This window comes from Kitasatospora terrestris (assembly GCF_039542905.1).
Classification (GTDB): domain Bacteria; phylum Actinomycetota; class Actinomycetes; order Streptomycetales; family Streptomycetaceae; genus Kitasatospora; species Kitasatospora terrestris.
This window is the reverse complement of the sequence record NZ_BAABIS010000001.1, coordinates 847,457-862,549: the sequence shown is the minus strand read 5'-3', so window position 1 is coordinate 862,549 and position 15,093 is coordinate 847,457. Positions and strand designations below refer to the sequence as shown.

The 15,093-nt window shown below is 72.3% G+C and carries 8 protein-coding genes and 2 pseudogenes; 4 read left to right on the top strand and 6 right to left on the bottom strand.

The window, feature by feature from the left end:
* Window positions 1-58: 58 nt before the first annotated feature.
* From ABEB06_RS04255 to ABEB06_RS04230, 6 genes and pseudogenes are all read right to left on the bottom strand, one after another.
* Complete coding sequence (locus ABEB06_RS04255) at window positions 59-2,452, bottom strand: ATP-binding SpoIIE family protein phosphatase (RefSeq protein WP_345695419.1); 2,394 nt, start codon at window positions 2,450-2,452, stop codon at window positions 59-61.
* Window positions 2,453-2,614: 162 nt separating this feature from the next.
* Entirely contained in the window at window positions 2,615-4,288 is a 1,674-nt protein-coding gene (locus tag ABEB06_RS04250; protein WP_345695418.1) for a penicillin-binding transpeptidase domain-containing protein, read from the bottom strand.
* A gap of 267 nt (window positions 4,289-4,555) precedes the next feature.
* Window positions 4,556-7,504, bottom strand: a complete 2,949-nt coding sequence (locus tag ABEB06_RS04245; RefSeq protein ID WP_345695417.1) for a SpaA isopeptide-forming pilin-related protein — start codon at window positions 7,502-7,504, stop codon at window positions 4,556-4,558.
* 909 nt (window positions 7,505-8,413) lie between these two features.
* The gene (locus tag ABEB06_RS04240) at window positions 8,414-8,944 is read right to left on the bottom strand and encodes a hypothetical protein (protein ID WP_345695416.1); all 531 of its coding nucleotides are present in this window, start codon (window positions 8,942-8,944) and stop codon (window positions 8,414-8,416) included.
* A gap of 504 nt (window positions 8,945-9,448) precedes the next feature.
* Window positions 9,449-9,910: pseudogene (locus tag ABEB06_RS04235) on the bottom strand (nuclear transport factor 2 family protein); the annotation flags it as partial.
* A 48-nt stretch (window positions 9,911-9,958) separates the two neighbouring features.
* Window positions 9,959-10,603, bottom strand: a complete 645-nt coding sequence (locus tag ABEB06_RS04230; RefSeq protein WP_345695415.1) for a hypothetical protein — start codon at window positions 10,601-10,603, stop codon at window positions 9,959-9,961.
* Between the two features lie 583 nt (window positions 10,604-11,186).
* Between ABEB06_RS04230 and ABEB06_RS04225 the strand changes: the two are divergent.
* The 4 genes and pseudogenes from ABEB06_RS04225 to ABEB06_RS04210 form a co-directional block, all read left to right on the top strand.
* Window positions 11,187-11,757 (top strand): annotated as a pseudogene (locus ABEB06_RS04225) (transposase); the annotation flags it as partial.
* Window positions 11,757-12,119: a hypothetical protein gene (locus ABEB06_RS04220; RefSeq protein WP_345695414.1), complete on the top strand. Its 363-nt coding sequence runs from the start codon at window positions 11,757-11,759 to the stop codon at window positions 12,117-12,119. The pseudogene ABEB06_RS04225 and the gene ABEB06_RS04220, both read left to right, overlap by 1 nt.
* Window positions 12,120-12,406: 287 nt before the next feature.
* Window positions 12,407-13,879: a hypothetical protein gene (locus tag ABEB06_RS04215; RefSeq protein ID WP_345695413.1), complete on the top strand. Its 1,473-nt coding sequence runs from the start codon at window positions 12,407-12,409 to the stop codon at window positions 13,877-13,879.
* A 600-nt stretch (window positions 13,880-14,479) separates the two neighbouring features.
* Entirely contained in the window at window positions 14,480-14,914 is a 435-nt protein-coding gene (locus ABEB06_RS04210; RefSeq protein WP_345695412.1) for a hypothetical protein, read from the top strand.
* The last annotated feature ends 179 nt before the right edge of the window (window positions 14,915-15,093 follow it).

The following is a 15,093-nucleotide window of genomic DNA, read 5'->3' as shown; positions in this document are numbered from 1 at the left end:
CCGGCCCGTCCGTCGGGAGCGAGGGGGGTGTCACTCCTGCATGGACCGTGGCTGCGCGTCAGGCGGGTGGGCTCGGCACGGGCGCGCCGGGCGGGAGCGCCTGCTCGGACCAGATGGTCTTGCCGTGCTGCCCGTAGCGGCTGCCCCACCGTCGGGAGAGTTGGGCGATCAGGAACAGGCCGCGGCCGCCCTCGTCGGTGGTGCGGGCGCGGCGCAGCCGCGGCTGGGTGTTGCTGGGGTCGCTGACTTCGCAGATGAGCGTGGTGTCGTGGATCAGGCGCAGGCCGACGGGCCCGCCCGCGTAGCGGATGGCGTTGGTGACCAGCTCGCTGACGATCAGTTCGGTGGTGAAGGCGAGCTCGTCGAGTGCCCACTCGGCGAGCTTCCCGGTGACGACGGCCCGCGCGGTGGCGACGCCGGAGGGGTCGGCCGGGAACTCCCAGGACACGACGCTGCCCGCGGGCAGCGGCCGGGCGCGGGCGAGCAGGAGGGCGGTGTCGTCGCGCGACGGCAGGTCGGTGCCTTCGGAGACGAGGGCCCGGCCGAGTGCGGTCAGGCCCGGCCCCGACCTCCGCAGGTCGGACAGCCGGGCGGCCAGGCGGTCGAGGTCGCCGCCGAAGCGGTTGACCAGGCCGTCCGTGTAGAGCGCGAGGAGGCTGCCGGGAGGGAGCTCCACGGTGGCCGTCTCGAAGGGCAGGCCGCCCACCCCGAGCGGTGGACCCGGGCGCACCGCCACCGGCCGGACGGTGCCGTCCGGGGTGGCGAGGAGCGGCGGCGGGTGGCCCGCGGAGGCCAGCACGCACCGTCCGGCCACCGGGTCGTGGAGCACCACCAGGCAGGTCGCCCCGACGGTGTCGAGCTGCCCGGGGTCGGCCTCGGCCGCCGAGCGCGCCACCAGGCCGTCGAGGTGGGTGAGCAGTTCGTCGGGGGCGAGCTCGAGGTCCGCGAGGGTCTGGACGGCGGTGCGCAGCCTGCCCATGGTGGCGGTCGCGTGGAGACCGTGGCCGGTGACGTCCCCGACCACCAGGGCCGTGCGCAGCGAGGGCAGGGCGATCGCGTCGAACCAGTCGCCGCCGATCCCGGCGCCGCCGGTGGCGGGCAGGTAGTGGCCCGCGGTCTCCAGCGTGCTGGTGCGGGTGGTGGCGCGCGGCAGCAGGCGCCGCTGCAGGGCGACGGCGGCCCGGTGCTCGCGGGTGTAGCGGCGGGCGTTGTCGACGGCGAGGGCGGCGTGCGCGGCGATCTCGGTCAGCAGGTCCGCGTCCTGGCGGTCGAAGGGCTCCGGGCGTTCGGCGCGCCACACGGCGGCCACGCCGAGCACGAGGCCGCGGGCGAAGAGCGGGGCGACGGCGAGCGAGTGCCCCTTCTCGGGGGCGGTGGCGCGGACGAAGTCCGGATCCGCGAGGCCGCGTTCGAGGGTCGCCCGGTCGACGACCACGGCCCGTCCCTCCTGGAGGACGCGGATCATGCGGCGGTCCGGGAACGGCGGGATGGCCTCGCCCTTCCGGATGAGCTCGGCGGGCCAGTGGCCGGAGGCCGCGTGCACGGCTGCCCGGCGCAGGTGCATGTCGCCTCCGCCGAAGGTCCGGGGCGGTTCGTCGCCGCGCAGGACGGCGTCGGCCAGGTCGACCCAGGCCAGGTCGCCGAAGGCGGGGGCGAGGGCGTCCGCGAGGTCCTGGGCGGTGCGGGCGACGTCCAGGGAGCGGCCGACCGTGCTGGAGACCCGGTGGCGCAGTTCGAGCCGGCGGGCCGCCCGGAAGTGCGCCGTGGCGTCGGTGAGCAGGACAGCGACGCCTCCGGGCCGGCCCCGGCCGTCCTCCAGCCGGAGGGCGGACACGGAGAAGGAGTACTCCTCGGCCGGGTCGCCGAGCGCGCGGACCCGCTGCTCCCGGGCGGCCACCGGTACGCCGGTCTCCAGCACGCCGCGCAGGACGGCCTCGCTCTCCGCGGCGTCCTGCGGGTGCATCACGTCGGCGGGCCGGCTGCCGGCGTCGACCGGCAGCCGGCCGGAGGCCGCCGGTGGGCGGTTGCTCCGCAGCACGGCCAGACCGGTGTCGCGCAGGACGAACCCGATCCGGTCCTGGCCGAGCAGGGCCCGCAGCAGGGCGGTGCCGTCCGCGGCCTCGGCGGCCCGGTCGGCGGGGACGGCCAGGAGGAGGGCACGGCCGGGCGAGGCCGTGGGCAGGACGCGGTACCGCACGGTGACGGTGCCGCCCGAGCCGTCGGTCAGCCGTGCCGTGCCGTGGAGGGGCTGTCCGCCCGGTGCCGGGAGGGCCGGCATCAGGTCGTCACGGTCGGTGACCAGCCGCAGGATCGACCGGCCGAGGACCTCGGCGGCGGAGCGGCCGAGCAGTTCCGCGGCGGTCGTGGACCACGAGACCACGATCCCCCGGGCGTCGATCAGCGCGGTCGCGACGTCGGCGAGGACACCGTCTCCGGACGGGGAGGAACCCATGTGATGATCACCGCCTGGGCGAGGCTGTACGGCCCTTCCCCTCATGATGCCCGGTGCGGTGCGGGTGCCGCCCCCGCGGTGGTCAGCCCCTGCCGTAGACGGCGGCGACGTTGTCGACGGTCGGCCGCCGTCTACGGCAGGGGCTGACGCCCGGCCGTCGGGTCAGCCGTTGCCGATGCGCAGCAGCTTGGCGACGGCGGGGCCGGCGGACTGGGCGCCGTGCAGGCCGCCCTCGACCTCGGCGGCGACGGCGAGGTTGCCGCGGTAGGCGGTGAACCAGCTGTTGGTGTCCTTGCCGTCGACCTCGGCGGTGCCGGTCTTGGCGGCGGCGCCGGGGATGCCGGCCATCGGCTCGGCGGCGGTGCCGCTCTTCGCGGTCTGGGTCATCAGCGTGCGGAGGTTGCCCAGCACGTCGCCGGAGAGCTGTCGGGCGGCGGGCTTCTGCTCCGTGCCGGGGACCAGGACCGGCATCTTGAAGACGCCGCTCTGGACGGTGGCGGCGACCGAGGCCATGCCGAGCGGGTTGGTCTGCACCTTGCCCTGGCCGATGAACTCGGAGGCGGCGCCGGCCATGTTCGACTCGGTGGGGATCTTGGTGTCGAAGTTGGACAGGCCGGTCTTCCACTCCAGGCCGAGGCCGAAGACGTCCTTGGCGATCTTCGGGAGGGTGTCCGGCTTGAGGACGGCGGCGCCCTTCTCGATGAAGGCGGTGTTGCAGGACTGGGTGAAGTCGTCGGCGAAGGTGTTGTTCGGCCGGGCGTCGGGGAAGTCGTTGGCGACCGGGCGGCCGGTGACCATGGTGGTGGCCGGGCAGGCCACCGGGGTGGACGGGGTGACGCCGGCCTCCAGCAGTGCGGCGGTGGTGACGACCTTCATGGTGGAGCCGGGGGCGGTGGCGCCGGAGAACGCCCGGTTCTGGCCGGTGGCCGGGGCGTTGGCGAAGGCCAGGATGTAGCCGGTGCTGGGCTCGATGGCGACCAGTGAGGCGGGCCGGGTGCCGCCCTTGGACTGCTCGGCCACGGCGGCCTCGGCGGCCTGCTGGAGGGTGGCGTCCAGGGTGAGCTTCAGCGCGGGGACGGGCTTGGGCTCCTTGATGGTGAAGAGCTTCTCCGGAGCCCCGCTGCCCGAGTCGGGGCTGATCAGCACGCCCGAACCGGCGTCCTCCGGGGAGCCGCCCTGCGGGGCCTGGGTCTTGAAGCGGTCCAGCACGCCGGTGAGCGAGGGGAAGCCGCCCAGCGGCTTGCCGTTGCGGTCGGTGACCGTGCCGGGGGTGCCGTAGACCGGCTTCACCGCGATGGTCTCGCCCGCGCCGAGGTGCGGGTGGATCACCGACGGGACCCAGTGCACGGCGGCCTTGCCGTCGCTCATCTTCACCAGGCCGAGGACGCCGTCGTAGGCCCACGGGGTGCCGGTCTCGGCGAACTCCATGCTGGCCTTGAACGACAGCGGGACCCCGGTCGGCGCGGCGGCCGTCGAGGACGCGGCCGAGGGCGAGGGTGCGGGCGAGCCGATCGGTCCGCCCACGGTCAGGTGGACCGCGCTCGGCTTCACCTGGTCCCGGAACGCCGTCAGCCCGGCTGTCGCCGCGTCCGGCGCGTCGGTCAGCTTGCCCGCCGCCATCACGTCGCCCTTGGCCCAGGCGTCGAGGAACTCCTTGGCGGCGGCCGCCGCCTGCTCGGCGGTCGGCGGCTCGGCCACCACTGACCGCGGCCCCGCCGCGGCCGCCCGGTCGGACGAGTCGGTCAAGGCCGAGGCGATGTTGTACGCGCCGTAGCCGCCCACGGCCAGCACGGCCGTGGCGACACCGGCGATGCCGATCTTCGCACTCTTGTGCACGGTGCTCTTCCCCCCACAGATCCGTCCGGCGGGGATTCCCCCCGGCGGCCCCGGTTCGGGCCCGCCGGTCCTCCGCCGGAATCCGTCGCCATGTACACACGGCGACGGACCGGGAAAGGTTACACAGCACGGCCGACAGGCGCGGTACCAGGTAGCGCGGCCTGCTGCCTGCCGCCTGCCGTCTCGGGCGGTGTGCTCCCGTACGCGGCGAGGTGCCCCGGTCCGCGTGGACCGGGGCACCTCGGTGGAGCATGCCGTGACTATCCGTCAGGACTCGCGGAGCTGGGCCCACGGCCCGTCCGAGCCGTGGTCACCCTTGGGCGGGCACGGCTTCGGCGGGCACGGCTTGGGCGGGCACAGGCGGGTGTCCCGCACCGTGACCTCCACGCACGGGCAGTCCTTGGTGAGCACGACCTTGCTCACCGGATCGCCCGGGAGGGCGTAGCCGTCCGGAGCCGACACCTCCTGCCAGTAGTACGTGCCGAGCGGGAGGTCGTGCGCCTCGCAGACGCCGTCCTCGCCGGTGGTGCAGGGTTCGCCGACCTTGGTGTCGGCGTTGTTGCCGAAGGTCTGCAGGCCCGGGCGGCCGTTGGTCTCGCGCCACAGCTGGAAGACCGCGCCGGCCAGCGGCTCACCGGTCTCCGCGTCGACCTTGACCACCTTGGTCGAACCCGGACCCTTCTCCGGCGTCCGCTCGTCCTTGACGATGACCGGCACGGTCTGCCCGTCGGCGGCCAGGACCACCGTGCTCACCGGCTGGGCCGGCAGGTCGAAGCCGGGCGGGGCCTGGACCTCCTGCCAGTAGTAGGTGCCCAGCGGCAGGTCCGTCGCACGGCAGACCCCGTTGGCGGGCGTCGTGCAGGGCTCGCCGACCGCCGTGTCCGGGGCGATGCCGGTGGTCTGCAGACCCGGGACGTCGTTGGTCTCCTGCCACAGCTGGAACACCGCGCCCGCCAGCGGCCGGCCGGTCGCCGCGTCCAGCTTGGTGACGCGGGTGGACGCCGTCAGGTCGGGCGTCTTGCGGTCCCGCACGGTCACCGGCACGTTCTGCCCGTCGGTGGCCAGGACGACCGTCGTCGTGCGCTGGAGCGGCAGGTCGTAGCCGGGCGGGGCCGCGGTCTCCTGCCAGTAGTACGTGCCCAGCGGCAGGCCGGTGGCGGAGCACTGGCCGTTGACCGGAGTGGTGCACGGGCTGCCGACCTCGGTGTCGGCGTTGGCGCCGAGGGTCTGCAGGCCCGGGGTGCCGTTGGTCTCCTGCCACAGCTGGAACACCGCGCCCGCGAGCGGGGCGTCGGTCGCCGCGTCCACCTTGGTGACGGTGGTCGAGCCCGAACCGTTCGGCGTCCGGCTGTCCCGGACCGTGACCGGCACGGTCTCCCCGGCGGTGGCGAGCACCACCGTGGTCACCGGCTGGGCCGGCAGGTCGTAGCCGGGCGGGGCCGCGGTCTCCTGCCAGTAGTACGTGCCCAGCGGCAGGTTGTTCGCCGAGCAGATCCCCGTCGCACCGGTCACGCACGGGGAACCGACCGCGGTGTCCGGGATTGCCCCGGTGGTCTGCAGGCCCGTGGTGCCGTTGGTCTCGTGCCAGAGCTGGAAGGTGGCGCCGGCGAGCGGGGCGTCGGTCGCCGCGTCCACCTTGGTGACGGTGGTGGAGGCGGTCGGCGTGGTGGTCTGCGTGTCCTGGACCGTGACCGGCGCGTCCTGCCCGGCCGTGTCGAGGACGACCGTGGTCACTGCCGGGGTGGGGAGGTCGTAGCCGGGCGGGGCTGCGGTCTCCTGCCAGTAGTAGGTGCCGAGCGGCAGGCCGGTGGCGGAGCACTGGCCGTTGGCCGGGGTGGTGCAGGGGTTGCCGACCGCGGTGTCCGGGGTGGCCCCGGTGGTCTGCAGGCCCGGGACGTTGTTGGTCTCGTGCCACAGTTGGAAGACCGCGCCCGCGAGCGGGGTGCTGGTCGCCGCGTCCACCTTGGTGACGGTGGTCGACCCCGTCGCGGCGGGCGTCCGGCTGTCCCGGACGGTCACCGGCACGTTCTGCCCGTCGGTGGTCAGGACGACCGTGGTCACCGGCTGGGCTGGCAGGTCGTAGCCGGGCGGGGCTGCGGTCTCCTGCCAGTAGTAGGTGCCGAGCGGCAGGCCGGTGGCGGAGCACTGGCCGTTGGCCGGGGTGGTGCAGGGGTTGCCGACCGCGGTGTCCGGGGTCGCGCCGGTGGTCTGCAGGCCCGTGGTGTCGTTGGTCTCCCGCCAGAGCTGGAACACCGCGCCCGCCAGCGGCTGCGCGCTCTCGGAGTCGACCTTGGTGACCGAGGTCGAGGCGGTGGGGGTGGGCGTGCCGCACGAGGGGAGGTCGCCGTTGAAGGGGTAGGCGTGGATCTCCGTACCGGTGCCGCCCGAGCCGCCCGAGGTGTGGTTCAGGGTGCCCGTGGTGAAGAACCGGCCGTTGAGGCCCGGCATGTTGACGGTGGTGGTGCTGGCCGGGTTGCCCACCAGGATGCTGCCCTGGAACTGGCCGGTGCCGGTGAAGGTCACCGTCCCGGCGGTCGGGACGTTCCACAGCAGGCGCTCGCGCAGCTTGTTCAAGGGGTCGCTGTCGTCGACCCCGCCGCTGAAGGTGCTGATGGTGCGCGCCGCGCCGACCAGGTTGACCAGCACCGTCGCGTTGGCGGGGATGTTCGCGAAGACGATGCCCTGCTGCGCGCCGCCGCTCGTGGTGAGGTCGAAGTCCACGTTGAAGACCTGCAGCGCCGACGTGCCGTCACCCGTGAACAGCGTCTGGTAGCTCTGGTTGACCGCCGTCCCCGTGGGGGGCCGGGGCGTCCCGATGCCGGCGTAGCACTCGCTGGCCGTCTGCAGCTGACCGCGCAGCGCGGAGTACGGGGCGGCGGCCTGCGAGTCCTGGACGACCGTCCCGTCGATGGTGCCGCTGACCGCGCCGGCGTGGCGGACGACGCCGCCCTCCGCGACCAGCCGCTGCCCCTGGGCGACGGTGATGCCGCCGCCGGTGGTGAGGAAGTCCGAACCGGCTGGCGGGGGGACGCGTGAACCCACGCCCGCGATACCGATGTTGTAGATCGAGCTGACGCCCTGCGCCTTGTTCTGCGAGAAGTTGCCGAGCGTCACCACCTTGCCCTCGGCCTCCGCTGCCGAACCGGAGACGTTGAAGTTGCCGCCGACGAACACGTTGATGTTGGCGTCGCGCCCGGCGAAGTCCCCGTTGTTCACCGGGGGGAACGTCGCGGGACACTCGGCCCCCAGGCACGGCCCGAGCCCGCCGGGAAGCCCGGCCGCCCAGGCTCCGGGGCCGAAACCGGCCAAGCCGAGCGGCAGGAGCGTCGCGGCGAGGCCGGCACTCAGCACCCGGCCGAGCCACCGTTTTCTCCCCGCGGGCGACACGCGCTGATCTGGTTCCACCTGGGTCCTCTCGGGAGTGGGAACGACGAGACGCCCGAGAGTCTCCTGACGACCGGTCGTCCGCGAACCCACGACGCGCTGACATGCCGTCGGACGGCCCGCCCGGACCCCTCCGATGGCCGAACGGGTGGCCACCGAACGGCTGAACCACCGCTGGAGGGAGGGGGCGGGGAGCGGAATCAGGACAGGTCGGCGATCCAGGCGCAGTCGTCCGGGTTGCGCAGCTGCGTGAGGGCGGCGCGCAGTCCGTCCGTCTCCGCGAGGTCCCGGAGCCGGGGGACGGGACCGAGGAGCGCGACGAGGTGGTCGGTGGCCCCGGCGTCGAGGCGCGCGCAGGGCGGTTGTGATCCGGTCCCGGGCCGGGGCGGACACGGCCGCGGACTTTGGATGCCGGGGGAGAAGAGGGGAAGCGGACCCCCGGTCGGCCTCTCCCCAACCATGACCTGGCCCCGGGGAGAGGCCGTCCCGCACCGACCATCCCACAGTCGGCCGCACCCGCGTCGCCCCGTCTCAGTATCCGAAGCGACGCACCGCCGTGGAGCCTCCGTCGGCGGGGCCGCCGCCCGCCGCCCGGCGCGGACCGGGGAAGCGGAACCGCCGGGAAACGCACTGGTCGCACGGCCCCCGAGCAGGGCAGGACGGGGCCGTGCGAGCTCTACTCCTTCGCCGACAGGAGCCGCAAGTACTGCCGCGCTGTCCCGACCCCGCCCGGACGAACCGTCAGGAGCCGGTCCCGCACATGAGCCGTGCGGCCTGCTGCTGGACCTCACCCCGAGGATCGGCGCAGTCCACCAGCCCCGCCACGGGGGACCGGGGCCGGAAGGTGGTCACGGTGCCGACGGCGTCCGCACCGTTGCAGTGGCGGACGAAAGAACTCGTGATCACCCAGTTGAACGCGTACCCGACGAACCGGCCCGGCCGGCTGGTGCTCACGGCCGAGCTCCCCGGGTACGGGCCCAGTACCCCTCCGAACTCCGGCAGGCCGGGGGTGGGCGACTGGTGGACGAAGGCGTCGTACACGCGGCGGGCGTCCGAATCGCCCACGCTCGACGTCGCGGCCGCAGTGATCGGCCGTACGGCCAGCGCACCGGGAAGGTTCAGCGGCCCGCCGCCCGCAGCCGTGACGGTGACCGCCGCGGTGACGTGCGTCAGCGTCTCCGTCTCCACCGCCGGAGTGAACTCGTAGCGCGGGTCCGCGCAGTCGGTCGCCGCCGGCGAGCCGGCGACGGAAGCAGCCGCCGAGGCCGTCACCGAGGCAGACGGAGCGGGCAGGGCCCGGTCGTGATGCGGCGTCGTACAGCCGGCCACCACCAACACCAGCGCGAAGCCCCCCGCACATCGGACGGACCGTCCTCGTCCCATCTCTCCCCCTCCTGGTGCCAGGCGATCGGTCAGGCATCCCGGCGCGGTGGATGATACCGAGGCTGTTGATTGCAGTTCGTCCGACTTCAGGGCAGAGGTTCGTAGAACGGGCGGTCGAGCGCCGGGTTGCGAGAACACCCCGTCATGTCCTCGCCCTTGGGGCAGGCCGACAACCACTCACTGAACGTCATCTCATGGAGCGTCCACGCGGGACTGTCGAACTCCTGGACCACGACGCGCCAGGGCGACGAGGGCGCGTCAGGAACGGGAAGGGAGAACCGTCCTCCCGTCGTGGCCGACGCCACCGGCATCAACTCCCCGGGGTTCGCCCCCGCCTGACTCTGTAGGAGATGGCCGGCGGGGTGCTCCGTCCCTGCTCGACCTGGGGGCCTGGGCGGTGGGGAGTCGTTCGGTGTCGGCGCCGAAGGGGAGGAAGACGGTGCGGCCGGTGAGGAGCCAGGCGCTGCTGACCTTGCGGAAGGTGTCCTCGTAGTGGCCGACGTTGACGGGGAGTCTGGGCTCGATCATTCCGCCCGTGTAGCCGTCGACGCGGTACGTCGTCATGTACGAGACGGCCCGGGCCGTGGTCCCGGATTCGACCGTGACCAGGATGTTGGTCATCAGACGGCGCGACAGCCGGTCGGCCGGGCGGGAGGCGAAGTAGCGGCGCAGGGCTTCGCGTCCCTCGATGCGCCGGTCACCGTGGGGCCAGTGCCAGTAGCCGTCCGGGGTGAACAGGTCGGCCACCGAGCTGGGGTCGCCGAGGTCGAGGCGGTGGATGAAGTCCACGATGAGCCGCTCGCAGGCGCGTTCCGCGAGCAGCCGTTCGACCGGGGTCATGATCTCGTCGTCCATGCCCCCTTCTACCAGCAGCAACGGGCTTCGGGCCAAGGGGTTTTCCGCTCAGTCGAGCCAGTCGAGGTCCTGGATCTCCAGGCCGTCCGCGCCGAGCTCGGTGTTCTCCGCGTGTTCGCGCATCCGGTCGCCGTACACCGGGTGGTCGCTCAGCCCGGTGTAGGTGTCGAAGTCGAGGTCGATCACGTCGGCGAGGTCGGCGAGGTACACGTCCAGGCCCGGGTACATGACGGCCACGTACGGCAGGTCGTCGATGTCGGTCACCAGCACCGGGTACTCGCCCGTCGAGTCGGGTGAGCCCAGGTACAGCAGGCGCCGGGAGTCGCTGCCACCCACCAGCGGCAGGCAGGGGGAGGGCAGCAGCCGCTCGAAGTCGGCGAACATCCCGACCGTCACCCCGCCCGGGCCGTACATCCGCTCGGCGGTCTCGCCGAGCGCCCGGGCGTCGAACACCGGCTCCCGCTCGTCCTCGTACCACTCCAGGTCGGCCAGCCACGAGCCGTCGAACTCCAGCCAGCGTCGCAGGCTCGGCGGCAACGGCCGGTCGCCGGGGAGCCGCAGACGCTCCAGCACCTCGGGAGCCAAGGGCTTGGGCTCGTCCAGGTCCGGTGCGTCCGCCGTCGGCCAGCCGTTCTGCCGCACCCGCTCGATCACGCGGTCGATCAGCGCCGCACCGTGCATGTCCTCGTTCACGCGCGCACTCTCGCACACCCCACCGACACCGGTGCTCGCGAGGGTGGATCGGGTCCGTGAGGCCCGTGCCGTCCGGTGGTGGCGCACCCTTCGTGGCCCGCTCCGCGGTTCGCGTCCCGGGGTGGGGCCTCTCTTGCCGTGCTGGAGCGGCGAGTCGGACGGGCCCGGCGTTCCGCCTGCTTCCAGACGGCGGGGGCATGCGGGGGAGCGGGTTCTCCCTGCCGGACACAGGCGAGGAGCCGATCCGGAGACGGACGACCGGTGTACCGGACCGCGCGGCGGCGGGCAGGCAGCGGACGGCCGAGGCCAGTCCATGTTTCGGGGCCGGTGGGGCGGGACGGCAGGAGGGCGTGCCCGTCGTGCAGGAGTGCGGTGACGGTGGCGCCCGGGGCGGTGTCGAGATCGTCGAGCGGGACCGGGTCCAGGGCGGCGAGGGTGACCGTGCGGGCGCCGTTGCCGCCCGCTCCGGTGACGGCGGCTCACAGCAAGGTCGCCTCCGCGCTCGAGCAATGCTCAAGTTCTGTGGATCAGTTCCGGGAGGAACGCGGAGGGCGTACCTTCCCGATGATCCCGTGATGGTCATCGAGTGCGGACTGTGCGCGCGCCCGTGCTCGCGGTCGGCGACGGCGCCCTCGGGTTCTGGAAGGCCCTGCGCGAGGTCTTCCCCGACACCCGCGAGCAGAGGTGCTGGGTTCACAAAACGGCCAACGTCCTCGACTCCATGCCGAAGTCGGCCCAGCCGGCGGCCAAGAAGGCGATCCAGGACATCTATAACGCCGAGGACCGCCACCACGCCGAGCAGGCCGTCAAAACCTTCGTCAAGCTCTACAGCGCGAAGTTCCCCAAGGCCGTCAAGAAGATCACCGACGACCAGGACGTGCTGTTGGAGTTCTTCGACTTCCCGGCCGAGCACTGGATCCACCTGCGGACCGCCAACCCGATCGAGTCCACCCTTCGCCACCGTGCGACTCCGCACCAAGGTCACCAAGGGCGCCGGATCCCCCACCGCAGGGCTCGCCACGGTGTTTAAGCTCGTCGAGTCGGCACAGGCCCGCTGGCGGGCCGTCAACGGCGCCCACCTCGTCCCGCTCGTCCGCGCCGGCGCACACTTCAGCAAGGGCCGCCTGGTCGAACGCGAGGAGCTCGCCGCCTGATGGACACCCCCGAACCGATGACCGACGACGAGCTTGCCGAGATCGAGGAGGTGGCGAACGCCGCGACCCCGGGGCCCTGGCATGTCCGTCTGCTCGACGACGACTACGCCATGAACCTGGTTGCCATCAGCACCGTCCCCGACACCGGGCTTGGTGAACGCTGGCCGGACTTCGACCACCACGAGAACGTCGCCGCCACCCTCGTCCAGCAACCCCGCTACGTCGATGTCGCAGATGAACGATGGGACGAGAACGCCCAGTTCATCGCCGAAGCCCGCCAGAACATTCCACGTCTGATCGCCGAGATCCGCCGGCTCCGCCAGCTACTCGCAACCAAGGATCAGAGCGTCGGCGAATCCTGACAGGGACCGTCAGTCCACAGAAATTGACAATTCCTCTTCCGCTGCACCCTGATCCAGACCGGCACCGAGTCCTACCGCTACCAGGCCACCCAGGAATCCCTCTTCCCAGCCTCGAACTGATGGACGGCGAAGTCCCGGTGGCCTCCGCGAAGGCTTGGAGGGCCACTCAGGGGCCACTCGGGTTTCTAGCTGACCACAGGGGCGGTGGCCGGCGCACCGCTCGAAGCGGCCGCCGAGGTTGTCCGCCCGGCGGCGTCGCATAGAAGCCCGCCTGGCATGCTGGCCGCATGGATGCTGACGCTCTGTCTCCTGTTCACCTCGACAAGGTGATGGACGGGTTGGCGATGAATTCCGCCCTGCCAGCTTCCATGGTTCGGCGACTGTTCGCCTGGCGGCGGGGCATGGGGAAGGTGGCGAAGCGTCCAGACCTTACCGAGGACATGATCGCCGAGATCCTCGCGATCGACGACCACTGGCTCCTGCACAGCCTGGCGCTCAACGACCGGCTGCCGGACCGGTTCCGTATCCGACTGGCTGCCCATCGGGACGGGGCGGTGCGGGCCGCGCTGGTGATCCACGCCGCGAGCGCGCCGAGGAGGATGCTGGAACAGCTCATCGACGATCCCGATCCACGGGTCCGTGAGTACCTGGCTCAGGGCCACCACACGCCGCCCGACCTCCGGGCCCGCCTCGCCGCCGACTCGGACCCCGCGATCCGTGCCGCGCTGGCGAAGCACTGGCCGCAAGCGCCGGAGGCGGTCCGCCGGGTTCTGCTGACCGATCCCGAGGCCAGGGTCCGCGCCGCGGCCTGTTCGACCTACTACGCGCATCGGCCGCATCCGACACCGCCGTCGGACCTGCTGCCGGCGCTGTTGGCGGACCCGGTGACTCGGGCGGGTGCGGTCATTCACGCCGTTCTCGACGCGGACACCCTGCAGCGGTTCGCCGCGGATCCGGACAGCGAGGTTCGCGCCGAGCTCGCCCGGCATCCTGACCTGCCGCCGTCGGCTCTCGAGGCCCTTGCGGTCGATCCGGCCTTGAGCGTCCGTGTGAAGGTCTTCGCCCGGCCGGACACGCCCGAGCACGTGCGGGCGCAGATCCATGCCTCGGTCCACGAGCTGTCGCGCTCGACGGCTGATCCGGGCCCTGACGCGGACGACGAAGCGGTCCTGCAGTGGTTCCAGAACGAGTTCGCGCCCACGGAACTGCGGATCCTGCGGCTGCCCTGGGTGACGGCCGATCCGCTGCCGCACATCGACTCGCCCTACGTCAGCTTCCGAGTCTCCGCGGCCGCCAGCAAGGCTCTTCCCGCCAACGCGGTGGCCCGACTGCTCGACGACGTGGAGGAGATGGTCCGCCTCACCATGGCCTACACCGCCCCGCAGCTGGTCGATCCCGCGACCGCCGAGAATATCGAGCGCCGCTACCGCCGGCGGGACAAGTTCACGTTCTGGTGGGACAAGAAGGAGGTCCTGACGTTCCCGCCGGCAGCCTTGCGCCGCTTCGCCACCGACCCTGAGCCCCGGCTCCGCTCCTTCGCACCCCGCGATCCGGATCTGCCCTCGGAACTCGCCGAGAAGCTGGCCGCCGACCCCGAAGACCGAGTCCGCCGCGCGGTCGCGCCCCACCGGAACCTCCCGCTCCGGTCCTTGCTCCGTCTCCTCGCTGACCCCTCGGAGCGCGTCGCAGAAGCCGCCGGCGCCTCACCGTTCCTACCGCGCGAGCAGATGGAGCGGCTGCTGAACCGGGCGGGTCTGTAGCCGCTACTCAGGAAGGGCTGGGCCCCACGAGGCCAGCCCTTTTGACACATCCAGGGTGAGGCCCCGGCGACTTGTCAGGGGGCGACCCGGGCCCCGCATCACACGCTATCGACGCCACCACTCTGGCCCCCACGGACACTCCGCCCATGCCTCGGCGGGTCACCCAATCCGCCCCTTATCTCGTTGTGACCACCAACATGGCAAGTTCAACCTGAGTAATACCGATCTTACCCTGAACGGGCTTTTCGACCAGGTGAGTTACGACCGGCTTCGGGTCGTCGGACATTCTCGGCGTTCATGGCAACCCGTGCGGTAGAGATCCCCCCTCACCGCCCCGACTACGGGGTACACGCTGTGGGGGGGACCACGTGCGACAGGGACTTCGCGACGCCCTCGGAGCGGCCGCGCTGCTGGCCGTCCTGACCGCCTGCTCACCGGGCAGCGCGACACCCGCTCCCCCGGCCCCCGCTCCGTCCTCCGCCATGGCCGTGACACCGTCCGCCTCCGCCGCGAACCTGGACGAAGTGATCAACCGCACCCGCACCGAGCTGACGACGACGATGGCCGGAGAAGCCGAGGCCCCCCGACCCGCAGACGCTGATGCTGGTCCAGGCGTGGCCGGGCGGCGCCGCCTACGTCTGGGAGACCCCGGACCAGCGGCAGTGCTTCGCTGAGATCCACCAGGTCACGGTCCAGGTACGGGGCTGCGCCGACCATCCGGTGGACCCGCCGCTCGCCTCCCCCACGGGGGTCACCATGCTCGACACCTTCTTCACCGACGGCTGGGTCCGGCTGATCGGCGCCGACCACCAGGAGGTGACCGGGGCGGCCTGCGGCGACACCCCCCTGACGGTCCGCCGGATCGGCACCGTCGCAGACGGCGCCCGGACCCTGTACGCGCTCTGGTTCCCGAACTACACGAAGGGCGACGTCACCCTGACGACGCTCAACCACGCCGGCGCCACCGCCCGGGCCACCCTTCCGCTCGGCGACATCGGCGACCGCACCTGCACCCCCGTCTCTCACTCAGGTTGAACTCGCGATGTTGATGATCAGCTCGCAGCCAGGCTAATCACCGACATCGCGAGTTCAACCTGAGTAGACCAACGACTAAGCCCCTCAACGGTAGAGACTGCTGAGGGGCTTAGAGCTCGTAAAAGGCTCACGGCTGGAAGATCATCCAGTGCGCAAAACCCTCCTCGTGACTCCGCCCG

What these genes read in the sequence shown, in the direction of transcription:
- ABEB06_RS04255 (WP_345695419.1), bottom strand. Translation starts at nt 2,452, where the DNA reads ATGGGTTCCTCCCCGTCCGGAGACGGTGTCCTCGCCGACGTCGCGACC.
- ABEB06_RS04220 (WP_345695414.1), top strand. Translation starts at nt 11,757, where the DNA reads ATGGACACCCCCGAACCGATGACCGACGACGAGCTTGCCGAGATCGAG.
- ABEB06_RS04215 (WP_345695413.1), top strand. Translation starts at nt 12,407, where the DNA reads ATGGATGCTGACGCTCTGTCTCCTGTTCACCTCGACAAGGTGATGGAC.
- ABEB06_RS04210 (WP_345695412.1), top strand. Translation starts at nt 14,480, where the DNA reads ATGCTGGTCCAGGCGTGGCCGGGCGGCGCCGCCTACGTCTGGGAGACC.